This window comes from Listeria sp. ILCC792 (assembly GCF_900186135.1).
Classification (GTDB): Bacteria; Bacillota; Bacilli; order Lactobacillales; family Listeriaceae; genus Listeria; species Listeria goaensis.
On the sequence record NZ_FYBO01000010.1, the window covers coordinates 19442 to 43800 of the forward strand.

A 24359-nucleotide genomic window follows, 5' to 3' on the forward strand; every position below is an offset into this window, starting at 1 on the left:
TTTTAAAATAATTTTAAAATCCCAGTCGCGCTTAGAAAGACAAAGATAATCGCGATAGGAGCAATGTATTTGATGATAAAAAGCCAGACAATGAAGGTTTTTTTGCCAAAATGGCTACTTGCCGTAAATTCATCTTGTAAAAGCTGTCTAGGCAGTCGGTAACCGACGAAAATGGAAATGAATAAGGCGCCGACTGGAAGGATGATATTGGAAACGAGATAGTCTGCGAATTCAAAGAAGGTAAGGCCGAAGAGGTGAATATCATTCCACACGCCGAAACTAAGCGCCGACGGAACGGCCATAATCATGATAAGCACTCCCATCCACGTACTTGCTTTTTTTCGAGAAACGCCGCTGGACATAATCGGTGCTACCGTTGCTTCGAGCATGGAAAAGCTTGACGTAAGGGCTGCAAAAAGAAACAGAATAAGGAAAATGACAAAGAAGAATGTTCCAAACGGCAGTTGGTTGAAAATCGATGGCAGGATGACGAATAATAAGCCGGGGCCTGCGTCAGGCGTGATTCCGAATGCGAAGGCTGCTGGAAAGATAGCGAGCCCTGCAAGAAGCGAAACACAGACATTCAAAAGAGCGATAGAAATAGCAGATTGTGGCAGGCTGACAGATTTATCTAAGTAAGAACTGTAGGTGACCATAACCGAGATACCAACGCTTAGTGAGAAGAAGGCTTGCCCGAGCGTGATTAAAATCGTGTTGGCTGTCATATGTGTGAAGTCAGGTTTCAAGAAAAATTGTACGCCGCTCATCGCACCGTCAAGCGTTAATGAGCGAATAATCAAGACAAGAAATAATAGAAAAAGTGCCGGCATCATAAATTTGCTCATTTTCTCGATTCCAGATACGACTCCGCGGTTAATAACGAAAACATTTAGTAGGATAAAAATGAAGGTAGCGATAAGTGAAAGATACGGGTTGGCTGTTGTGCGACTAAATTCTTGTAGTAATTCAGTTTGCGTGGCACCCGCTAAGCTCATTGATAAGGCTTTAAAGAGGTAAGTAATAATCCAGCCACCTACAACGCTGTAGAAAGAAAACAGAATACTTGCGCCAACAACGCCTAGTTTTCCAAGTAAGTTCCATTTTGATTTTGGAGCGAGTGTTTTATAAGCTAAAATGGCGTCACCGCCTGAACTGCGACCGATAATAAATTCGGCCATTAAGATAGGCATAACAACAAGGAGCGTGATGGCGAGGAAAAGTAGAAAAAATGCTCCTCCGCCTGCTGTTGCCGCTACATATGGCAATTTCCAAATGGCACCAATCCCGATAGCTGATCCAGCCGATGCCAATATAAAGCCTATTTTAGAACCCCATTTTTCTTTTTGATGCATAAAATTCCCCTTTCAAAGTGATGTAAGGTTAATCATATCAAAAAAGTCTTTTATTTAAAGCAAGTTTTTAGAAAAAGTTCAAAAAAAGTTAAATTCTCGTTTGAACAGATGAATGAAAAACAAACAAATGCTATAATAGATTAGTCTAGCGATTAAAATTGGAATTTTAGTAAGGGAGTCTATGCGTGTGCGTCATTTATTTAAGATTGATCCAGCCAAACCATTGTCTGATGAAGCGGTTCAAATGCTCTTACAAAGTGAGACAGATGGTTTTATTATTGGCGGGACAGATGGAATTACTTTAGAAAATGTCACAGAAACGTACGAACGTTTTATGGAAACCGACTTGCCACTTTATTTGGAAATAAGTACGCCAGATATGATTTTACCTCTGGCTGACCAATTTTTAATTCCGATGGTTTTAAATACGCTTGATACAACTTGGTCGCATGGTTTACACGTTGACTTATTGCGTGAATATGCACCGCACGTCCCATTTAGGCGTATTTCGCCAGTTGGTTACGTCATTTTAAATCCAGAGGCAAAAGCGGCGATTAAAACCGGAGCGCTGACCAATTTGGAAGCAGAAACTGTTGCGGCGTACGCTGAATTAGCAGAACATTTTTTCCACCTACCGATTTTTTATGTGGAATATAGTGGCATGTTTGGTGACGTGACAATTTTGCGGGCAGTCAAAGCTGTGCTTAAGGAAACGAAATTATGGTATGGTGGGGGCATTCGCTCGCTTACAGATGCAAAAGAAATGGCGGAAGTGGCTGATGTCATCATCGTGGGTAATTTAATTTATGAAGATTTAGAAGAAGCGCTTGTTACGGCGCAAGTTTCAGCTCGTGCTAGCAGGTGCGAGGAAGATATGATAAAATAAGAACAAATGTTTGTGTGGTGGTGGATAAAAAATGCAATTAAACAGTGAAGAACTTGTAAAAGGACTTAATAAGGAGCAAAAAAGGGCGGTAGAAACAACGGAAGGACCGCTTTTAATTATGGCAGGAGCTGGTAGTGGGAAGACGCGTGTTTTAACGCACCGAATTGCGTATTTAATCAAAGAGCGCGAAGTGAATCCGTATAACATTTTGGCGATTACGTTTACAAACAAAGCGGCGCGCGAAATGAAAGCGCGAGTTGTCGGGCTTCTTGGTGGTGTAGCGGAATCAATTTGGATTTCTACATTTCACTCCATGTGTGTCCGCATTTTAAGGCGCGACATCGAGCGAATTGGCTACGAGCGCAATTTTACAATTTTAGATAGTAGCGATCAACTTTCCGTTATTAAAGGTATTTTAAAAGACAAAAATATTGATTCAAAAAAATATGAGCCACGCGGGATACTTGCTTCCATTAGCAACGCGAAAAATGAATTGATGGACGCGGCGGAGTATAAGCGCGAGGCGAGTGGCTACTATGATAATATGGTTGCAGAAGTTTACGAAGCGTATGAGAAGAAATTGAAAAAGAATCAGGCGCTCGATTTCGACGATTTAATCATGGTGACGATTCGCTTATTTGAGCGCGTACCAGATGTTTTAGAGTACTATCAGCGAAAATTTCAATACATTCACGTAGATGAATATCAAGATACGAACCACGCGCAGTATTTGCTCGTGAAACTTCTCGCGGCAAGACTTCAGAATTTGTGCGTCGTCGGGGACTCGGATCAGTCGATTTATGGCTGGCGCGGTGCTGATATTTCCAACATTTTGTCGTTTGAAAAGGATTATCCAAAGGCGCAAATGATTTTGCTTGAAGAGAACTACCGGTCGACAAAACGGATTTTAGAAGCGGCAAACCGTGTGATTGAAAATAACCGTAACCGCAAAGCGAAAAATTTGTGGACGAGCAATGACGAAGGCGCCAAAATTTTCTATCACAAAGCGCTCACCGAAAAAGAAGAGGCTTCCTATGTAGTAAGTAAAATTCAAGAAGAAGTGGCAAACAAAAATCGACCATTATCTGATTTTGCAATTCTGTACCGGACAAACGCCCAGTCGCGTGTCATGGAGGAATTCTTCATGAAATCGAACATGGCCTACACGATGGTCGGCGGCACAAAATTCTATGACCGTAAAGAAATTAAAGACATTTTAGCTTATTTGCGCCTCATTTCAAACAATGAAGATGACATTAGTTTGTCGCGCATCATTAACGTGCCGAAGCGCGGGGTGGGGGCTGGATCGCTCGACAAAATAGCAAGTACAGCGAACGCGTATGACTTAACTTTATTTGAAGTGTTAAATCGCATCGAACTCGCCGGCATTCCCGCGAAAACGAGTAAACAGTTGGTCGAATTCCACGATTTAATTCGCGGCTTTAGTCAAATGCAAGAATTTCTCTCTGTAACCGAGCTTGTAGAGCAAGTTTTGGATAAAACGGGATATCGTGACATGCTGAAAAATGAAAGAACGATTGAAGCGCAGACGCGGCTCGAAAATATTGACGAGCTCCTTTCTGTTACGCAAAACTTCGAAAAAGAAAGTGAAGATAAGTCGCTTATCGCGTTTCTAACGGACTTGGCTCTTGTTGCCGATGTGGATCAATTAGAAGACGACTTAGAGCAAACTGCCGCGGTCACATTGATGACGCTTCACTCAGCAAAAGGGCTCGAGTTTCCAGTTGTCTTTTTAGTCGGCCTTGAAGAAGGCATTTTCCCACATTCGCGCGCTCTTTTTGAAGAAGATGAAATGGAAGAAGAACGTCGTTTAGCTTACGTAGGGATTACGCGGGCAGAAGAAGAATTGTTCTTAACGAGCGCCTATTCGCGCATGATTTTTGGGCGTTCAGCAGCCAACGTTGAATCCCGATTTATCGGCGAAATCCCACAAGATTTGCTTGAAACAGGCAACGAAAATAAATTAAAAGAAGTGCCGTTCAAACGTTCCACAATCAACACGAAACAAGTGGCGAATTACCAAACGAGCGGTGCTGAAAAAGTTGGTTGGTCTGTTGGCGACAAAGCGACCCATAAAAAATGGGGAACTGGAACTGTTGTGAGCGTAAAAGGGGAAGGTAGCAATATGGAACTCGATATCGCTTTCCCAAGTCCAACTGGAATTAAACGATTACTGGCCGAATTCGCGCCAATTGAAAAAGTGTAAAGGTAGGTAGAGAGCATGAGTGAAAGAACTAGATACGACGAAATTATCGCTGAACTTAATCAGTATAGTTACGAGTATTATGCCCTAGACAAGCCAACCGTAGAAGATGCTGTCTATGATAAATTGCTCCACGAACTAATCGCTTTAGAAGAAAAGCACCCTAATTGGATAACAAGTGACTCACCGTCACAACGAATCGGCGGTGAAGTTTTAGAAGGCTTCGATAAAGTGGCACATAAAACGCCAATGTTAAGCTTGGCCAATGCATTTAACGAACAGGATCTGCTCGATTTTGACCGCCGTGTACGCGAAAAAGTCGGCGACGACCGCGAATATATGTGCGAACTTAAAATTGATGGCCTTGCCGTTTCACTTGAATACGAAGCTGGTCGCTATAAGCGCGGCGCGACTCGTGGCGACGGCACAACCGGTGAAGACATTACCGCAAATCTGCGGACAATTCGGTCCATCCCCATGAAACTAAAACGCGACTTTTCAATTGAAGTCCGCGGCGAAGCTTTCATGCCTAAAAAATCATTTAAAAACTTAAATGAAACACGCGAACAAGAAGGCCTCATGCTGTTCGCAAATCCGCGTAATGCGGCGGCTGGTTCGCTTAGACAGCTCGATACAAAAATTGCGGCATCGCGGAATTTGGATATTTTCCTTTATGCGGTGGCTGATTTTGGTGAAATGGGCGTCAAAAAACATAGCGATGGTTTGGACATGCTCGGCGAACTCGGTCTTAGAACGAACAAAGAACGCGCTGTTTGCGGCACAATGGATGAAGTGTTTGCTTATATTAAAAAGTGGACAGAAAAACGAACATCACTCGATTACGATATTGATGGGATTGTCATTAAAGTCAATGATTTGGCGCAACAAAATGAGCTTGGCGCTCGTGTTAAAACACCACGCTGGGCAATTGCTTACAAATTCCCGGCTGAAGAAGTCGAAACGACATTACTTGATATTGAACTTCGCGTTGGTCGAACAGGCGTTGTCACACCAACTGCTATTTTAGAACCCGTTCAAGTAGCGGGTACAACAGTTGGCCGTGCGTCCCTTCATAACGAAGATTTAATCCATGAAAAAGATATTCGTGTTGGCGATACCGTTGTCATCAAAAAAGCAGGCGATATTATTCCTGAAGTGATTCGTAGCATCCCAGAAAAACGAACTGGTGCAGAAGAGCCGTTTCACATGCCAAAAGTTTGCCCAGACTGCGGAAGCGAACTTGTTCGCCTCGAAGAAGAGGTCGCTCTGCGCTGTATCAATCCAAAATGCCCAGCGCAAATTAAGGAAGGGCTCATTCATTTTGTATCGCGCAATGCAATGAATATTGATGGACTTGGCGAAAAAGTGATTATTCAGCTCTTTTCACACAACCTCATTGCCGATGTTGCAGATTTGTTTTCCCTTTCAAAAGAAAAACTGTTAGAATTAGAAAGAATGGGAGAAAAATCTGTTTCCAATTTGCTTTCGAGCATTGAAGCAAGCAAGCAAAATTCGCTCGAACGATTGCTATTTGGTCTTGGCATTCGTCATGTAGGTGAAAAGGCGGCGCGCACGCTCGCACTCCGCTTTGACACGATGGACGCCCTCAGAAAAGCAGATAAGGAAACCCTTCAAAATACGGCCGACATTGGCGAAAAAATGGCGGATAGCATCGTCACTTATTTCGAAAATGAAGAAGTCCACGAACTGCTCGCTGAACTCGAAGCGGCTGGCGTGAACATGACCTACACAGGTCCACGCATCGAAGAGCAAGATGAGGAAGACTTAGTTTTTTCCGGGAAAAAGGTAGTTTTAACTGGGAAATTGGAACAGCTTACGCGAAACGAAGCGAAAGCCCTAATTGAGAAACTTGGCGGCGATGTTTCCGGTAGCGTCAGCAAAAAGACGGATGTTGTTGTTGCGGGCAGCGATGCAGGTTCTAAGCTTGAAAAGGCAAATGAACTCGGCATATCTGTCTGGTCGGAAGAAGAGCTTATGGAATACTTACCAGATGAGGGTGAATTATAAATAATGAAAAAATATTTAATACTCGTTTTGGCTTCGCTACTTGTACTCACAGGTTGTGCCCCAAAACTGTCATCAGATGAGAAAGTGGTCACAAAAGACGAAGAAAAGAAAAGCGAAACCGGAATTATGACGAAAAATCAAATTTCTGAGAATTACTATAAGACGGTTCTGCCCTATAAAGCGAGTAAATCAAGAGGACTCGTTGTATCGAATATTTATTCGCGTTATGACATTAACGAATTAGAGTCTGGTTTAATGCGTGTTTCGCAAAATGAATATTCACCGGACGATTACCTTTTCCAAGAAGGACAATATTTGGATAAAGAATTGTTAACGTCTTGGCTTAGTCGTAAAAGCGATAAAAATAAAGACGGTTTGAATCCAGTAGATAACGGTTTCGGTGCTAACCGTAATCCTATTTATTTAGCGCATATTTTAGAACAAAACTATTTGAAGAAAACGGATAAAGACACGGTCGCACTCGGTGGTGTATCCATTGCGCTCGCGATGAATTCCGTTGATTATTACCAAAAGGAACAATACGGTGACACATTTGAGCAAGAGATTAGCGATGATAAATTGTTATCAGAAGGAAAAGCAATGGCTCAAACGATTTTAACGCGAATTCGCCAAACGAAAGGGCTAGAAAATGTCCCCGTCACGATTGCCATTTATAAACAAGGCCGACGTGATGCCGTTGCCCCGGGGAATTATATCGCTTATGCAACAACAAACGGCAATGACATTGGCAACTTTAAAACAATCAAAGAAAAAAATTATGTTTTGCCAAGTGCAGAGGCACAATCTGACCACAAGGCAGACAATGATTCATTCTTAAACTTCCAGGCCGATATTGAAAAATACTATCCGAACTTCACTGGGGTTGTGGGACGCGCACGTTATGAAGATGGCCAAATGGCAGACTTAAACGTCGATATCCCCCTTCAATTTTACGGGGAAGCGGAAATTATCGGTTTCACGCAATATGTTACCGATTTAATTGGCAAGCATTTACCAAAAGAAGCGAATATCCAAGTTAGCATTTCAACTTCTGATGGTCCTGCTGCATTAATTACGCGCAAACCAAGCGACAGCGCAGCGAACGCGCACATTTATAATTAATTAAAAAAGTTCCTAGCATTCGCTAGGAACTTTTCACGTTTTCCGGTATTTTTTATATCCGAATAGTCGCTTCTATGATATAATTTTACCATTAGTGGAAAAAACGAAAAGGAGGATGGCGTCTTGACGAACATATCAAAAGAGACCGTTTTAAAAGTGGCCAATTTAGCTAAGCTTGATGTTTCTGGCGCAGAGGCAGATGTTTTTGCAGGCCAACTAGGCAATATTATTGAAATGGTGGAAAAACTGGACCAGCTAAATACAGCCAATGTTGAGCCAACTTCTCATGCAATTGAGGTTTCAAATGTTTTACGGGAAGATGTTTCTCACCCGGGATTAAAACGTGAAAAAGTACTCCGTAACGCGCCTGACACACAGGACGGCATGTTTAAAGTACCAACGATTTTAGAGGATTAAGGAGGGAATTCATTTTGGGATTATTCGAACACTCAGTAAAAAACTTGCATGACATGCTCGTCAAAAAAGAAATTTCCCCTTTTGATTTGGTGAAAGAATCTTTTGACCGCATTGAGGCAGTAGAAGATAAAGTACAATCATTTATAACATTAAACAAAGAAACAGCGCTCGACGTCGCAGAAGAATTAAGCGATTCTGGCATTGATCCAGCAAACATGCTCGCTGGCTTGCCAATCGGACTTAAAGATAATATTGTTACGAAAAACTTACGAACAACAGCGGCAAGTAAGATTTTATACAACTTTGACCCAATTTATGATGCGACTGTCGTCTGGAAACTAAAACAAGCCCAAGTTATCAACATCGGGAAATTAAATATGGACGAGTTTGCGATGGGTTCATCGACCGAAACGTCTCATTTCCACAAAACATACAACCCGTGGGACTTATCGAAAGTACCTGGTGGGTCATCAGGCGGGAGTGCTGCTGCTGTAGCCGCGTCTGAAGTACTCTTCTCACTCGGTTCAGATACAGGTGGTTCCATCCGCCAGCCTGCCGCTTTTTGTGGCGTAGTCGGAATGAAACCTACATATGGCCGCATCTCTCGGTTTGGGCTCATTGCTTTTGCCTCGTCGCTTGATCAAATCGGTCCTATTACTCGGACGGTTGAGGATAATGCTTACTTGCTGCAAGCAATTTCTGGCGTAGATGAAAATGACTCAACGTCGATTGACGCGCCTGTTGAAAACTTCTCAGAATACTTAACGGGTGATGTAAAAGGTCTTAAAATTGGTGTTCCAAAAGAGTACCTAGGCGATGGTGTACAGCCTGGTGTGAAAACCGCTGTTATGGAAGCTTTAAAAACACTTGAAAAACTTGGCGCAACTTGGGAAGAAGTTTCCTTGCCGCATTCTGAATACGGGGTAGCGAGTTACTATATTTTAGCCTCGAGTGAAGCGTCTTCGAACTTAGCGCGTTTTGATGGTGTGCGTTACGGTTATCGTACGGAAAATGCGAATTCGCTTGAAGAGCTTTACAAAAAAACGCGTTCAGAAGGCTTTGGCGACGAAGTGAAACGCCGGATTATGCTCGGAACTTATTCACTAAGCTCGGGTTATTACGATGCGTATTACAAAAAAGCGCAGCAAGCGAGAACGCTTATTAAGCAAGATTTTGAAAAAGTTTTTGCGGACTACGATGTCATTATTGGACCAAGTACGCCGACGACTGCTTTTGATATTGATGGCATGATTCACGATCCAATTACGATGTATCAAAATGACTTATTAACGATTCCAATTAACTTGGCAGGACTTCCGGCGATTTCGGTTCCGTGTGGTCTAAGCGACGGTCTACCTGTAGGCTTACAAATTATTGGCAATCATTTTAAAGAAGGTCAAATTTATCAAGTTGCGCATGCGTTTGAGCAAGCAACAGATTTTCATAAAGCAAAACCATCATTATAAAAAGGCGGTGCAGTCATGAATTTTGAAACTATTATCGGGCTTGAAGTCCATGTTGAATTAAAAACAGAATCCAAAATTTTCTCTTCTGCTCCGGCGCATTTTGGTGCAGAACCGAATACAAATACTACGGTGGTCGATTTAGGGATGCCAGGCGTTTTACCTGTTTTAAATAAACGGGCAGTTGAGTTTGGTATGAAAGCCGCGATGGCAATCAATTGTGATATCGCGAAACATACGAAGTTTGACCGCAAAAACTACTTTTATCCAGATAATCCGAAAGCGTACCAAATTTCGCAATTCGATAAGCCAATCGGGGAACATGGGCACATCGAAATTGAAGTAGACGGACGCAAAAAGAAAATCGGCATTACGCGTCTTCACTTAGAAGAAGATGCTGGGAAAAATACGCATACGAATAAAGGTTACTCGCTTGTTGATATTAATCGTCAAGGGACGCCGCTTATTGAAATCGTATCAGAGCCAGATATTCGTTCTGCTGACGAGGCATACGCGTATCTTGAAAAATTAAAATCAATCATTCAATACACGGGTGTATCCGATGTGAAGATGGAAGAAGGCTCAATGCGGTGTGATGCGAATATTTCCATTCGTCCAGTTGGGCAAGAAGAATTTGGAGTTAAAACAGAGCTTAAAAATTTAAACTCCTTTAATAATGTGCGTAAAGGAATTGAATATGAAGAAAAACGCCAAGCAGAAGTGCTCATGGCAGGCGGCATCATCGAACAAGAAACGCGCCGTTTTGATGAGGCAACAGGTAAAACATCACTTATGCGCGTGAAAGAAGGCTCTGATGATTATCGTTACTTCCCAGAACCAGATTTAGTCGATCTTTATATCGATGACGCATGGATGGAACGAATTCGTGCTGAAATTCCAGAGCTTCCAGACAAACGTCAAGCGCGCTACGTGAGCGAGCTAGGCTTGCCAACCTATGACGCGATGGTGCTCACACTTACAAAGGAAATGTCTGATTTCTTTGAAGCTACTTTACAAGAAGGCGCAGACGCAAAACAGGTCTCCAACTGGCTTATGGGCGAAGTGTCCGCTTACCTGAACGCCGAGCAAAAAGAGTTGCATGAAACAGGGCTGACGCCAGCAAACTTAGCTGGGATGATTCAGTTGATTGAAAAAGGCACGATTTCTTCTAAAATCGCTAAAAAAGTTTTCCGTGAGTTAGCCGAAAATGGTGGGGACGCGGAAGAAGTTGTCAAAGCGAAAGGGCTCGTACAAATTTCCGATGAAGGCGAATTACGCGCCATCATTTCTGGCATTTTAGACGGAAACGCGCAATCGATTGAGGATTACAAAAATGGTAAGGATCGTGCTGTTGGCTTCCTAGTTGGGCAAGTGATGAAAGCAACGAAAGGGCAAGCTAATCCGCCAATGGTAAATAAATTACTTATCGACGAAATGAATAAGCGCTAAGTAAACTGGAAGGAGGGGCAACAAAAAGTCCCTTCTTTTTATTTTAAAAAAAGGCGCATTTTGCTATAATAAAAATGTTAGTGAAAATTTGTAGATAAAACGTAATGAGTTTTATGCGAGAGAGGATGAATTCCATGGCGAAGCGCGCCCGTGTCATCTATAATCCAACTTCAGGACGAGAAATCATAAAAAAGAATTTAGCAGATGTGCTCATGGTTTTAGAAAATGCCGGTTATGTAACGTCAGCCCATGCGACAACACCAGAACCAGGTGATGCCGAACGTGAAGCTAGACGTGCCGTGCAAGAAAAATACGATTTAGTCGTCGCAGCAGGTGGCGATGGAACGATAAATGAAGTCATCAATGGGATTGCTGAACAAGAATACCGTCCAAAGGTTGGCATCATTCCAACTGGGACAACGAATGATTTTGCGAGGGCGCTACACGTGCCGCGCGACGTTATGAAGGCAACGGAAATCATTGCTCGTGGTGATAGTGTGGCGATGGATATTGGGAAGGCGAATGAAACGTACTTCATTAATATTGGCGGTGGCGGCCGGATTACGGAGCTAACCTATGATGTGCCAAGCAAGCTAAAAACGATGCTTGGGCAACTCGCGTATTATTTGAAAGGGATTGAAATGCTCCCTTCTTTAAAAGCGACGGACGTGCGTGTCGAATATGATGATGGTGTCTTTGAAGGAAAAGCGATGTTCTTTTTACTTGGCTTGACGAACTCTATCGGAGGCTTCGAAAAAATTGCACCTGACGCAAAACTAGACGACGGCAAGTTTTCCCTCATCATCTTGAAAAAAGTGAACTTAGCAGAATTTATTCGATTAGTGACGCTCGCCCTTCGCGGCGACCACATTAAGGAACCGAATATCATCTACGTGAAATCGAAAAAAGTCATTGTGACATCCGAAGAAAAAATGCTTATTAATCTTGACGGAGAACTTGGCGGAGAAACACCAATGACATTTGAAAATTTAAACCAACATATCGAATTTTTTGCCGATGTGCATGCCATTCCAGCAACTGATTTAGACAGCAAAAAACAAGCGGATTCTCAAATTTAAAAAGGGTAAATGATAGGAGAAAGAGCGGAAATGAAAAAAATAACGATTCTAGTCCCAGCTTACAATGAGGAGCAGGTTCTAAACATGTTTTACGATCAAGTCTTACTCACTTTAGATACGATTCAAAACTATTCATTCGAAATTTTGTTTGTAAATGACGGAAGTAAAGACAATACACTTGAAATCTTAAAAAAGCTCCGTGAACAGGATAAAAGAGTAAGCTATATTAACTTAAGTCGAAATTTTGGTAAAGAAATTGCGATGATTGCAGGACTCGACTATGCGGACAGCGATGCAGTAATTATTATGGACGCAGACTTGCAAGACCCGCCTGAACTGATCCCAGAAATGATTCAATACTGGGAAGAAGGTTACGACGATGTTTACGCAAAACGAAGATCGCGCGACGGCGAAAGTGCTATGAAGAAGCTGACGTCAAGACAGTTTTATAAACTGCTTAAAAAGCTGACGAAAGTACCTATCCAAGAAGATACGGGAGATTTCAGATTGCTTGATCGCCGAGCAGTGAATGCGCTGCGCGAGTTTCGCGAGGCACAACGCTATACAAAAGGAATGTTTAGCTGGATAGGTTTCCACAAAAAAGAAATTTTATTTGACCGTGACAAACGCGGCGCCGGCCAAACAAAATGGAATTATTTCCAACTCATGAATTTAGCGATGGAAGGGATAACATCATTTACCACGGCTCCTTTAAGACTCTCAGCGCTTAGCGGCGTTTTGATTTCAATTATTGCGTTCATTTTCATGATTTGGACCTTTATTAAAACCCTTCTTTTTGGGGAAAGTGTAAGTGGCTACCCATCCCTTATGGTCGTAATATTATTCCTTGGCGGCATTCAATTGCTCTCACTCGGAATTATTGGCGAATATTTAGGGCGAATCTTCAACGAGACGAAACAACGTCCGCTCTATTTTGTTGACCGTCATAACGAAGAAAAAGTAGAGTCCGTAAAATATAAGAAATAGCCCTTTAAATTAGTCGAAAATATGTCTTTTTTGTCATGGTATTGTATTATTTTGGTTTTGCCAGTATAATGGTAAAGTCAAAAAATAGAAAGTGGGTGAAGCAAACTTGGAAAAAGTAGCCCGACCCAAAAAAGCATTATTTCTAAGTGCTCTATTCATCCTTTCAGTTGTTATCGCACTTTTTGTAGTTTGGAAGGTTCAAGCAGAGGAAATTACACCTAGAGTAAGCGAAGCGGAGCTTATTGCAAGCAATAAATCGTGGATTGCAACGAAAACAGCAATTCCATTAACGGATGACATTTCATTTTTACCAGCCGAAAAAGATACAGAGGTTCATATATTAGCTAACGGAAATTTAGTTGTCGATGTCACCAATCATGAAATTTTAAATCAACTTTCAGAAGAAGATTCTAAGTATGAAGGGATTAAAGAATATCGCTTAGTTATTGCTGCGTCAAATGTGGCGGAGTATATCAATAACTCGAAATTCAAATATCCTATGGATCATGCTTGCGATGGCTTCTCTAATTATCAAATTGAAAGTGGCACGCGTGAAATCCAAACGAGCAATGAAACCATCAATTTAACACGCAAAAAAAATCAAGTGACTGCCAAATCTTTAGTGCCCGTCGAGTTTTCAAATGAACTGGCGACAAAAAGCATAAAAGCTTTGCAAATGAACATCACAACAGAAAGTTTAGCGCTAGATGATTCGTTTGAGGCGAAAGCTAAAACGGTCACAGCCTATCCTAAAACATTCTTTTATGATTTCAACGTTACTCGAAACTCATGGCTCATTTTTTCAGAAACGAAACAAGTAAATGTTTCTGTGCCAATTGGGATTGAATATATTATCAAATAACAGCAGGGCAGTCACTCGCTCTGCTTTTTGAATGGGGAGAACGCCAGATGCCAAACGAAATGTTAAAGAAAAACCAAATACTGTCTGTAACCATCGAGGATTTAACTCATGACGGAAGCGGAATCGCCAAAATCGACGGCTATCCGCTATTTATACCTGCGGCGCTTCCAGGCGAAGAAGTCCGTGTAAAAGTGGTCAAGGTGAACAAAAAGTATGGTTTCGGAAGAATCGAAAGCTTCGAAAAAGAAAGCCCAGAACGCGTCACACCACCTTGCCCCGTATACCAAAAATGCGGCGGCTGCCAGCTCCAACACCTCTCTTATGAAGGGCAACTTTTGTTTAAAAGAAGGCAAGTCGAACAGCTTATGAAGCGCGTCGGTAAACTCGAAACCGAAGTCCTGCCAACAATTGGAATGGCAAAACCGTTCCGCTACCGAAACAAATCGCAAGTGCCAGTCGGTTATGTGAACGGGAAACTCGGCGCAGGTTTTTATCAAAAGAGAAGTCATGACATCATTGATATGGATACGTGCCTCATTCAAGATGAGAAAAGCGATGCGGCCATTCAAGAAGCACGTGCGGTTTTCGCGGAATTTTACACGGAGCCATACAATGAAGTAACCCACCAAGGCGATTTGCGCCACATTATGACGCGCGTCGGCAAAACATCAGGTGAGCTCATGCTCGTTTTAATCACGCGCACGCTTGATTTCCCAAACAAACCAGCTATCCTTGAACAACTTAAAAAACGCGTTCAAGGTGTCACCTCCATCGTCCAAAACATCAATGCGAATAAAACGAACGTCATTTTGGGCGATAAAACGGTCACGCTTTATGGCCCAAATACGATTACAGACACCATTCACGGGATTCAATTTGCAATTTCAGCACGGAGCTTCTACCAAGTCAATCCGGAGCAAACGGAAGTCCTTTATCAAAAAGCGCTTGATGCAGCGAATTTAACCGGAAATGAAACCGTCATTGATGCCTATTGTGGCATTGGCTCCATCTCGCTTTGCCTCGCCAAAAAAGCAAGACATGTTTACGGCGTCGAAATCGTAAACCAAGCCATCCTTGACGCGCGAGCAAATGCCAAGCTAAACCAAATCGAGAATGTCACGTTTGAAACCGGAAAAGCAGAAGACGTTATCCCCAACTGGTATAAAAATGGGATTACCGCAGACGTCCTAGTCGTCGATCCCCCAAGAAAAGGATGCGACGAAAAATTGCTTGCCACTATCTTAAAAATGAAACCGAAAAAAGTCGTCTACGTATCCTGTGACCCAGCAACCCTTGCCCGCGACTTACGCATCTTAAACGAAGGCGGGTATAAAGTTTCAGCCGTCCAACCTGTGGACATGTTTCCGATGACGACGCATATTGAAAATGTCGTATCTTTGGAATTATAACAGGAGTCTCAAGTTGGATAAAATTGCAAGCAAAGAGGACGTATTCAGGCACTGCGCAAGAGCTGACAACATTTGTTTCTCTTTACCAGTCGAGGAATAAATATATTTTTTAGTGAGTTTTATGCTATAAAAAAGCCCGATGATACAAAAGAATCATCGGGCTAAGTGTTTTCAATATAAAATTACTTATTTTGTGTTATTTTCCGAAAAATGAACTTATGAAATATCTAAATACATTATGTAGATAAGTATTTTATAAAATTTCTTATAGTTCTAATAATATCTTTTTGTTTTCGCATCAAAATATTTTAATGTAATAACATAACGATTATAATTCCAGCCACTGCCAGCACGGTTTACATTACTACTATGCCAGTATACGTTATTTGGAACACTTTTCCATTGCTCTGATACAACTGTACGTTTTTTAGTATATTTATTGATATCATATTTTTGCCAGCTTAACACGGATTTTGACATAGCATCTGGGGTGATAGTAATTAAAATTCCAGTTATTAATATAAGCGCAAGCGCAATCTTGTACATAGCCTTTTTCATGTTGGTAAACAACTCCCTTGTGTAAGTTTATAGTAGCACTAAGTGTTTATTTTTTTTGCTTAAAGTGAGAGCTATTTTCACCTCCTTTCCAATCTATATAATAATTAATCACCAGTAGAAGACATAAACTAATTAGTAATACGATTACACCAGTAACAAATGTAATAGTAGGATTGTTACATGCTTCCGCTAAAAAATAATTTGTCACTTGCCCGGAATTAAAATAAGTCATTGGTAGAAAAGCAGCTATTTTATCAAGAAAAACCACTTTGCCGATAAGAAACGTTGGTGCAATTAAGAGAATTAGGCTTAAGAATAAAGTGGGCATGGCTTTCTTAACTATTTTACTAATTAAATCAATGACTAAAATGACAATTAACAAACTGAGCATTTGAAGAATGATGGTTTCCAGCAACAATTTTCCAACAGGAAGGGTTACATATCCACCACTCATCTCTGAAAGAATTGGATAATTTAAGCTTCCTAGACCAGATAAAACTGTTGCTGGAAGAAACGCAAAAAGAATACTTAAAAAATAAATGATAAGTGCCACACACGTACTAAAAACTAAGCGTTCTGTTGTATTTCTAAAGCTACTAAGGGGCATCAATTTCATTCGATCTAAGCCATTATGAAATCGTTCTGTTAAAACGGAAGTTAGAGCGAAACAACTGACAATAATAATGAGTAGAGGGAAGAAATTTACTAGCATACGGTAAAGATAGGTGAATCCTTGTGTTTCCATATCTTCCACTTGCTCGTTAATATTTAATTCTTGTAATTTCTTATATTTGGTTAAGTCACGGATATTGAGGGATTCCATTCCATTATCCGTAAAGGTTTCTTTTTCAAAAGCAATAGATTTTTCGATTTCTTTAATTTTCAAAGCGTATGCTTGTTTGTATTGTCCCGAATTATAGTAATCGCGAATTTTCTGATAGGTAGTCAAAAGTTGTTGAGTGCTTACTTGATTTTCATCAAGTAATTGTTCATCCTCTTTTGATAACTCACCATTATTTCTTTTTTTTTGGTTGTTTTTAAAACCTTGCTCATTGATTGACATGTTCAAATCAGCGATAGCAGCCATATCGTGTTCTTTTTCTGTTATTGTATTCATAATTAGAACAAATAAGATGGTGGCTACTAATACAAAAAGTGGTATCCAGTTTCCCTTTGTTTTGAAAAACTTCTTAAAATAAAAAGTTTGCTGTTGCATAGGTTGCCCCCCTTAAATTTCTATCGTTGTTTGTAGTTTTCGGTCGTGAATTTGAACAATCTCATCTGAAATAGCGTACATTTTATCGTCCTGATGAGAGGTGAAAATAATCGTTTTACCACTGGCTTTTGCTTGCTCTATGAATGTTACAAAGCGTTCTTGATTCTTGTAATCTAATCCATTGGTGGGCTCATCTAAAAGCCAGTAAGTTGTTTGACTAACGGCATACATCGCAAGCAATGTTTTTTGTTTCATACCTAAAGAATATTTGCGGATAGGTATTTTTAGAAATTCTTCTAGTTCCCAAAATTGAATAATCTCTGCTAAATCAGCAGATGTACTAGTCCACATTTTTTGCACAAATTGCAAGTAGTCCCATGCAGATAAGTTTGGATTAAACCATTCGGAAGTTTCATAGTAAAAAAGCTTTTGACGGACGTCTTTTGATTTTAAAAAGAGCTGATTTTCTTTAAAAATAATTTGTCCACGATTGGCAGGCTTTAAACCTGCTAAGACACGTAAAAGTGTTGTTTTTCCAGAGCCATTTGGTGCTGATATTCCATAAATTAAAGCATCTTTAAAAGTAAAGTTGCTATCTTTTAGTAAAGTTTCCCGTGTAACGATATGTAAGTTTTGAACTTGTATCATTTTTTCACCTATTCTTTCTTGTTAGAACTATGTAAATAGAAATTAATGTTCATTATTCTGTGTATTTATGTTACACTGAATGAAATATAGACATTGTTTTGCCCCTACTTTTTAGAATAACATACTTTATTTATATGCGACGAAAATTCAACTGATAAGTAGAATAAGGGAGATGACATCGAGATGGAAATAGCGAAATTAATTGGGAATGCGCTTCGTGTGGTTCGTAAAAATAAAAATGAAACGATTACGGATTTTTATGGCAAGCGCATGTCAGAGAAGTATGCGTACCGAATTGAGGGTGGGCATCAAAATATTGGACAGGAAAAACTTGAAAAAGTATTGCGAGATAACGGAGTTTCTTTTGAAGAGCTTATTTTTATTTGCCGGGGATACCAGAAAAGGGCATTAGATGAAATTATGGACCAATTTTTGAAGGTGGGTAGCGATTTCATTGGAACAAACATGAACCAGCTTTTATCCCAAATGAAAGAAATAAAAAAAGAGCGTAAACTTTGTGCTTATTTAGAAACGATAACAAGGGCATATATGCCTCAGCAAACTGATGAAGCTATCCAAAAGCACATTCTTCCTATATGGGTTACGTTAGCTGAACAAGAGCAGTGGACGTATTATGAGCTTATTGTAATGTGTCATGTTTTATATATGATTGATATTACGCAAATTGATGTGATAGCGAGCAGGGTGTTTAAATCGTTAGAGCGGTACAAAGGTTATCAAAATGTTGAGGGGCTACAAATAGCGACGTGGTTCTGTTTTTGTGAAAGGCTTCGTTTAAATGGTCGCTTTTGTGAAACAAAAGATTTATTAGAATGTACTTTGAAACGAGCGATTACACGTGAAGATGGACTTATGATTTTTAAATGTGAATTTAGATTGTGTGAGCTCGCTAGGATTGAAAGTTCAGAGGATAGGACAGATATATCAGCGAAGGTAGACCGTATTTTGAGCGGTTTATTAGTCATGCAACAAGTGGACACAGCGTTCGCTTTTAAGAAAGACTGGTTGGGAGCGGGAATCGAAGTGGCAAGTCTATGAAACAAAAATACTCGTGCTTTTTCCAAAAAAATTTGATACAATCGTTATGAGAAGAACTTCACATGGAAGGAGTAGTTGACTTTGAGTATGACGATGTATTTTGATAATGAGAACGGGATTCAGAAGGAAACGAGCCATCCGCACTTTACAGAACACTTTCACTTGGATATTTACTATGATTTGGAGCAAAAAGAGGCGCCGTTTAGTAGCGCTATAGGACAAGAAGTTTTAGATCGCCTAACGTCTTATTTTAAAGATAAATCAGATGAGGGGCTAAATTTATCTGCATTTCCGAAATATTTTGCGGAAGAAAAAGGGATTTCATTTGTGGAGCCGAAAGACTATGATGCTGCGACGCTTCAAAAAATGCGCGAAAGCCAGGATGAAAACACCTTTTTATCCATGAAAATAGCTGTTAGTGCCGCACTCGGTCAAATTAAAATTACCGGTTATATTTTACCTGCCTTGCGCGATAAGGCACTCGACGCTTTGCATGTTTTAAAAGAAATTGAAGTGGACGAGTCGGGATATTATGACCAAATGTTTTATGATTTATTGACATTCACGAAAGATTACACGGCAATTTTACCAGAACTTTGGTGTAAACGCTGCATACAGTAAACTAAAATCAAATATAAAACAGCTTCACACCATATTCAGTCTAAAATAACCCCTCGCAGCAGCGAGGGGTTATTTTAGTTTCGCCAAAATTTCATCGGCAATTTCGTAAGGATCTTTGTTGTCGGTTATGATGACATAATTAGCAGTTTGCTCGTATAGTGGTGTGCGACTTTCGAAAATGGCGGTTATCTCCTCGCTCGTTTTAGCCTGAAGGAGAGGTCTTGTTGTGTCGTTTCTGAGGCGATGTAGAAAGATTTTCGGGCTCGTCCTTAAGTAAAAAACCGGCGCGGGGTGGCGGATTAGGAAGGCTTGATTGTTGTCGTCTAGCACAATACCTCCTCCGGTTGAAAGCACGGCAGAAGTGTCGTGTAATTCGGCAAGTTTTCCGCGCTCCATTTTGCGAAAGGCTTCTTCGCCATATGTATCAAAAATCTCACGAATTGACTTTTCTTGTTCGATTTCGATTTCCTTATCAATATCAATAAATGGAAGTTCCATTTTGTTTGCTAAGAGCTTTCCAATGGTCGTTTTGCCAGCTCCCATAAAGCCAGTTAAAATAAGTTGTCTTACCATATTTATCTCCCCCAATTTACAAGTATTTTAACACTTCTAAGAATTAAAGGTCAATGGTTCGAAGTGATGCTAACTAACGAAAATCATCGTTTGTCAGTATGTTGATTTTGGAGGTTGCCCCTTTTTATCCAGTAGGATTTAGTGTAGAATGAAGTTATGTGGATAAAGGAAGGATCGAAAAGATGGGAAATTTAGCTAAATTGAAGTCGGGTGAGACGATGAAGTTGATGGTGAATCGGCGGCTTGTTTTTTCAAGTGTGCTGATGACTTTGGCTGTTTGCGTCTTGATATATTTGAGTTTTAGTCATTTGAAAGGGGTTACGGGAACGGAGGAAGTCATTCTCCTCATTTTTCTAGCGGCGGCGACTTTGCGTCCGTTTTTTCGGCTTTTAAACGTGCAGCCGACTATTGAACTTTCCAAAGAAGGAATTTCGTATCGCGGCGATTTTCAAACTTGGCCTGCCGTTTGTGAGCTCGAGTTAAAAATGCCACGTGTAACAATTTTTCAACACGGACGCCTTGAAATTTATACGTTTATTAAAGAAGAGAGAGAACTTGTGTGGGATATTACCGCGTATGATAGTGAAATCTCACTTTCTGAGCTAGAAATGCTTATTCAGGAATGCATGGCGGAATTTGGCGAGGAAAATCGTAAAACGTCGGAAGAACCAGCATTATCTTTCTAAAAAGCAGAATATCTGCTTTTTTTTTTGAAAAAAATAGCTTTCTACAACTATAGACCTTGTTCAAATCTTTCGGTATACTGTAAAATAACACGAGATGACTGAATATCAGGAGGAAAACGATGGAAGATTTAATTTTAAAAGCCCATAAAGTGCGTAAAGTTTACGGGTCAAAAGGAAGTCTTTTTCCTGCTTTAAATAGTATTTCTTTAGAGGTGAGAAAGGGGGAGTTTGTTAGTGTCATGGGACCGTCTGGTGCGGGAAAGTCGACACTTTTAAACGTGCTGTCATCAATTGATGGCCCCACTTCTGGTGAAATTGAAATTAACGGGAAGTCACTTTCCGATATGCGCCAAAAGGAATTGGCGATGTTTAGGCGGGACCAATTAGGCTTTATTTTTCAAGATTATAATTTATTAGAAACGATGTCGCTAAAAGATAATATCGTGTTGCCGCTTTCTTTAAATCGTGTGCCACCTATTGAAATTGAAGTGCGTTTTGAAGAGATTGCAAGGCAATTTGGCATTTATGATTTGCGTGATAAATTTCCAAGTGAAGTTTCAGGCGGCCAAAAACAACGCACAGCAGTTTGCCGCGCGATGATTACAAAGCCAGCGCTTATTTTTGCGGATGAACCAACCGGTGCACTTGATTCAAAGGCGGCAACGAACTTATTGGAAGGTTTAAAGCAAGCGAAAGAACAAGGAAGTGCTACGATTTTAATGGTCACGCACGATGCTTTTGCGTCAAGCTATTCAGACCGCGTCTTATTTATTAAAGATGGTGAAATCTATACTGAAATTCACCGCGGTAAAACGACGCGCAAACAATTTTTTCAAAAAATATTAGATGTGCTGGCGATGCTTGGCGGTGAAGCTGATGACGCTTTTTAAAATTGCTGTCACCAACATGCGAAAAAATTTCAACCAATATTTGATTTACTTCATTAGTATTGCGATTAGCGTATTAATTTATTTTACCTTTATGTCGCTTTCGCAAAATCCGCTTATAAATAAAATTTTCAAAAACTGGGAAGTTGTTGGGAACTCTTTATTTTCATCAGCGGGCGTCATTCTTATTTTATTTGTCGGCTTTTTCATTTTTTATTCGAATAGCTACTTTTTAAAAAAAAGAAAAAGGGAATTTGGCTTGTACGCTTTGCTCGGTTTAAGAAGAGGGCAAATTAGTATTATTATTATTTTTGAAAATTTGTTAACTTATTTGCTCGCGCTTGTGGCGGGGATTTTGACAGGTATTTTCTTTTCTAAACTGTTCATTATGCTCCTCTTTTGGATTGTTAACTTACGCGTAGATACACAGCTAATTGTGTCTACTAAGGCGATTACAGACACCATCTATACTTTCCTCCTCATCATGGGCGTCACGTCAGTCTATGCGGTGTACATCATTTTTCGCTACAGTTTGCTCGAACTCTTTAAATCCGAAACACGCGAGAAACGTGTAAAAGGCTCGCTCATGTTGACCATTGCCGGACTCCTTTTCATCGTCTTTGGCTATTGTTTAGCACTTCAAATCGTTGTAAATTCTTCTTTTTGGGAAAAAGTAGGATTTGGCAACTGCATTTTATTGATCCTTGGGTCAGTTATACTGGGAACATGGATTTTTATTCGCTACTCCATGCCACTCGGGTTACGTTATTTTTATAACTTTAAAAAGGCCTATTATCGCGGAACAAATTTAATCACCGTCACATCCCTTCGCTACCGCATGAAAAAAAATGCCAATACATTAGCCATGATTGCCGTTTTAAGTGCCACAACTTTAACTATCATCGGCGCTATTAGTAGCTTCTATTACATCACCATCGATCAAGTGCAAAAAGAAAATCCAAGTAGTTATCAACTTTTAAATTTAACACCAAATAAAGAAGCTGAAGTGGAGCGGATTATTAAGCGCGATAAGAATCATAATTTAAATTACATGACAAGAAGTGCTTATATTGATGCTTACGTTGAGCAAGAACTCGACCAAATGCCGTATGATTACTATCAAAATAAAGCTACGTTTTCTTTCATTACAGAATCAGAATTTAATCGTCTTAATTTAGTAGAAAACAGGAATAATAAACCCATTAAAAATTTAAAAACGGGTGAAGCTGTTTTTGTTGGAAAATCAATGAGCAATGTACGTGATAAGCGTGTACAACAATTGCTAGGCGAAGAATTTAAAATTGTTTCAACCGATAAAACAAAAAAACTAGGCGATGTCACGATTACCGATTTTCGCTATTATCCGATTTTTAATGCTGGTTTTGCAGATGCGATGCTTGTTGTTAGTGATGCGTTTTATAATCAACTTACAGGAGAGTTACGCACGCAAAAAGTTTCCATCTATGATGTGACAGAAGTCGATCATTCCGAAGCTTTAGGAAATAAAATTCAAATGGCCACAGAAGGAAAAATAAATCTATGGTCGGAAAACTTTTCAAGCTATTATTCCAACTATCACATGGTGTCGATTTTAATGGGAACGATTCTTTATATTGGTGTCTTTATTGGACTGGTTTTCTTCATGGCAACAGGCAGTATCATTTACTTTAAACAAGTGACGGACGCCTATTTAGAGCAAAATCAATTTACGACACTCTTTAAACTGGGCTTAACGCGAAAAGAATTAAGGCGTGTTGTTTCTAGACAAATTGCGCCAATGTTTATTATCCCGCTCTTACTTGGCCTTTCACACAGCATGATTGCCATGATTGGGCTATCAAGAAATATCGATTATAGCTTGCAGTGGCCTGTCATTATCGTCACAAGTGTGTACTGCATTTTTTATGGTTTTTATTACTGGATTTGTGTGAACAGCTACATGAATATTGTCACGCGTTTCCGCCATTAATTGGTAAAAATAACGATAATCAGCTAAAATAGAGAAGAGCGAAATTTTACTTTAAAGCAGGTGATTTCATTATCCGGTGATGGAGACAGATACGCGCTGCGAAATGAAATACAAATAGAACTGGTCGTGTGGTGTTAGTTTGAAATTGGAGGCAAAACGATGGTTAAAGTTTATATTGTAGAAGATGATTTAGTCATTCGCGATACGATTCAAAAACATTTGATGAAGTGGGGCTTTGATATTCACACCGTAGAGGATTTTAATAACATTTTAAATGAGTTTTTAGAATTCGAACCACAATTGGTTATTTTAGATGTGAATTTGCCATACTTTGATGGTTTTTACTGGTGCAATCAAATTCGCGAAGTTTCGAACGTACCTATTATTTTCTTGTCTTCTAGAAATTCGCGTATGGATCAAATTATGGGCATGAATATGGGGGCAGATTATTATATTGAAAAACCTGTCGATTTGGACGTTTTAATGGCGCGAATTAATGCGCTTCTGCGGCGTACTTATTCGTATGCTGAACTTGAAGAGCCCAATGTCATGGAACATAATAATGTCTTTTTGCATATCGACACAAACACGCTTACTTTTCTTGATGAAAAGATTGAGCTGACTAAAAATGAGTTTTTAATTTTATATGAATTAATGAAACAAAAAGGCAGTATTGTTAGCCGTGACGAAATCATGCGTGCACTTTGGGAAGATGAAAGTTTTGTGGACGACAATACGCTTACCGTTAATGTTGTGCGCATTCGTAAAAAACTTGCCGAAATTGGCTTAGATGATTTCATTAAGACGAAAAAAGGGCAGGGCTATATGATTGAATAAATTGGAGGAAGTAGGTTTCTTTTGCTA

The 24359-nt window shown here is 40.0% G+C and carries 22 protein-coding genes; 17 read left to right on the forward strand and 5 right to left on the reverse strand.

Annotated elements, in window-relative coordinates:
* Window positions 1-2: 2 nt before the first annotated feature.
* Window positions 3-1352, reverse strand: a complete 1350-nt coding sequence (locus CFS60_RS10595) for a sodium-dependent transporter (protein ID WP_088816209.1) — start codon at window positions 1350-1352, stop codon at window positions 3-5.
* Window positions 1353-1539: 187 nt separating this feature from the next.
* Here CFS60_RS10595 and CFS60_RS10600 point away from each other — a divergent pair, with 187 nt between their 5' ends.
* From CFS60_RS10600 to rlmD, 11 genes are all read left to right on the forward strand, one after another.
* Window positions 1540-2238 (forward strand): heptaprenylglyceryl phosphate synthase, encoded by a 699-nt coding sequence (locus tag CFS60_RS10600; RefSeq protein ID WP_088810930.1) that lies wholly within the window; start codon window positions 1540-1542, stop codon window positions 2236-2238.
* A 31-nt stretch (window positions 2239-2269) separates the two neighbouring features.
* Window positions 2270-4465 carry a DNA helicase PcrA gene (pcrA, locus tag CFS60_RS10605; protein WP_088839233.1) on the forward strand — a complete coding sequence of 732 codons (2196 nt, stop codon included), beginning with the start codon at window positions 2270-2272 and terminating at the stop codon, window positions 4463-4465.
* A gap of 15 nt (window positions 4466-4480) precedes the next feature.
* Window positions 4481-6490: an NAD-dependent DNA ligase LigA gene (gene ligA / locus CFS60_RS10610; protein WP_088816211.1), complete on the forward strand. Its 2010-nt coding sequence runs from the start codon at window positions 4481-4483 to the stop codon at window positions 6488-6490.
* A gap of 3 nt (window positions 6491-6493) precedes the next feature.
* Window positions 6494-7612 (forward strand): CamS family sex pheromone protein, encoded by a 1119-nt coding sequence (locus CFS60_RS10615; RefSeq protein WP_088810861.1) that lies wholly within the window; start codon window positions 6494-6496, stop codon window positions 7610-7612.
* Between the two features lie 123 nt (window positions 7613-7735).
* A complete protein-coding gene (gene gatC / locus CFS60_RS10620; protein WP_088810862.1) occupies window positions 7736-8029 on the forward strand; it encodes an Asp-tRNA(Asn)/Glu-tRNA(Gln) amidotransferase subunit GatC in 294 nt (97 codons plus the stop codon).
* A 14-nt stretch (window positions 8030-8043) separates the two neighbouring features.
* Window positions 8044-9495 carry an Asp-tRNA(Asn)/Glu-tRNA(Gln) amidotransferase subunit GatA gene (gatA, locus tag CFS60_RS10625; protein WP_088825856.1) on the forward strand — a complete coding sequence of 484 codons (1452 nt, stop codon included), beginning with the start codon at window positions 8044-8046 and terminating at the stop codon, window positions 9493-9495.
* A 15-nt stretch (window positions 9496-9510) separates the two neighbouring features.
* Entirely contained in the window at window positions 9511-10941 is a 1431-nt protein-coding gene (gene gatB / locus CFS60_RS10630; protein ID WP_088810864.1) for an Asp-tRNA(Asn)/Glu-tRNA(Gln) amidotransferase subunit GatB, read from the forward strand.
* 134 nt (window positions 10942-11075) lie between these two features.
* Complete coding sequence (locus CFS60_RS10635; protein WP_088810865.1) at window positions 11076-12020, forward strand: diacylglycerol kinase; 945 nt, start codon at window positions 11076-11078, stop codon at window positions 12018-12020.
* Window positions 12021-12050: 30 nt separating this feature from the next.
* Window positions 12051-13007, forward strand: a complete 957-nt coding sequence (locus CFS60_RS10640) for a glycosyltransferase family 2 protein (RefSeq protein ID WP_088810866.1) — start codon at window positions 12051-12053, stop codon at window positions 13005-13007.
* Window positions 13008-13113: 106 nt separating this feature from the next.
* On the forward strand, window positions 13114-13869 hold the full coding sequence (locus tag CFS60_RS10645) for a hypothetical protein (RefSeq protein WP_088839234.1): 756 nt from the start codon (window positions 13114-13116) through the stop codon (window positions 13867-13869).
* Between the two features lie 47 nt (window positions 13870-13916).
* Window positions 13917-15278 carry a 23S rRNA (uracil(1939)-C(5))-methyltransferase RlmD gene (gene rlmD / locus CFS60_RS10650; protein ID WP_088810868.1) on the forward strand — a complete coding sequence of 454 codons (1362 nt, stop codon included), beginning with the start codon at window positions 13917-13919 and terminating at the stop codon, window positions 15276-15278.
* Window positions 15279-15551: 273 nt separating this feature from the next.
* Here rlmD and CFS60_RS10655 read toward each other — a convergent pair whose 3' ends face one another.
* Genes CFS60_RS10655 through CFS60_RS10665 form a run of 3 tightly spaced genes read right to left on the reverse strand, consistent with a single transcriptional unit; the run spans window position 15552 to window position 17700 of the window.
* Window positions 15552-15836, reverse strand: a complete 285-nt coding sequence (locus tag CFS60_RS10655) for a hypothetical protein (protein WP_088810869.1) — start codon at window positions 15834-15836, stop codon at window positions 15552-15554.
* Between the two features lie 46 nt (window positions 15837-15882).
* Window positions 15883-17052 carry an ABC transporter permease gene (locus tag CFS60_RS10660; protein ID WP_088816213.1) on the reverse strand — a complete coding sequence of 390 codons (1170 nt, stop codon included), beginning with the start codon at window positions 17050-17052 and terminating at the stop codon, window positions 15883-15885.
* A 12-nt stretch (window positions 17053-17064) separates the two neighbouring features.
* Complete coding sequence (locus tag CFS60_RS10665) at window positions 17065-17700, reverse strand: ABC transporter ATP-binding protein (protein WP_088839235.1); 636 nt, start codon at window positions 17698-17700, stop codon at window positions 17065-17067.
* Between the two features lie 183 nt (window positions 17701-17883).
* Here CFS60_RS10665 and CFS60_RS10670 point away from each other — a divergent pair, with 183 nt between their 5' ends.
* Together CFS60_RS10670 and CFS60_RS10675 are read left to right on the forward strand one after the other, a co-directional pair.
* Window positions 17884-18759, forward strand: coding sequence for a hypothetical protein (locus CFS60_RS10670; RefSeq protein ID WP_088839236.1), 876 nt, complete (start codon window positions 17884-17886; stop codon window positions 18757-18759).
* Between the two features lie 81 nt (window positions 18760-18840).
* Entirely contained in the window at window positions 18841-19380 is a 540-nt protein-coding gene (locus CFS60_RS10675) for a molybdate metabolism regulator (RefSeq protein WP_369821473.1), read from the forward strand.
* 69 nt (window positions 19381-19449) lie between these two features.
* On the opposite strand, the gene CFS60_RS10680 is transcribed toward CFS60_RS10675, so the two are convergent.
* Window positions 19450-19953, reverse strand: a complete 504-nt coding sequence (locus tag CFS60_RS10680) for a shikimate kinase (RefSeq protein ID WP_088839237.1) — start codon at window positions 19951-19953, stop codon at window positions 19450-19452.
* Between the two features lie 182 nt (window positions 19954-20135).
* On the opposite strand from CFS60_RS10680, the gene CFS60_RS10685 reads away from it, so the two are divergent.
* The 4 genes from CFS60_RS10685 (at window position 20136) to CFS60_RS10700 (ending at window position 24332) form a co-directional block, all read left to right on the forward strand.
* Window positions 20136-20639: a hypothetical protein gene (locus CFS60_RS10685; RefSeq protein ID WP_240310392.1), complete on the forward strand. Its 504-nt coding sequence runs from the start codon at window positions 20136-20138 to the stop codon at window positions 20637-20639.
* Between the two features lie 119 nt (window positions 20640-20758).
* A complete protein-coding gene (locus tag CFS60_RS10690) occupies window positions 20759-21529 on the forward strand; it encodes an ABC transporter ATP-binding protein (RefSeq protein WP_088810874.1) in 771 nt (256 codons plus the stop codon).
* Complete coding sequence (locus CFS60_RS10695; RefSeq protein ID WP_088810875.1) at window positions 21516-23495, forward strand: ABC transporter permease; 1980 nt, start codon at window positions 21516-21518, stop codon at window positions 23493-23495. The genes CFS60_RS10690 and CFS60_RS10695 overlap by 14 nt, the downstream gene beginning before the upstream one ends.
* 159 nt (window positions 23496-23654) lie before the next feature.
* Window positions 23655-24332, forward strand: coding sequence for a response regulator transcription factor (locus CFS60_RS10700; protein WP_088810876.1), 678 nt, complete (start codon window positions 23655-23657; stop codon window positions 24330-24332).
* The last annotated feature ends 27 nt before the right edge of the window (window positions 24333-24359 follow it).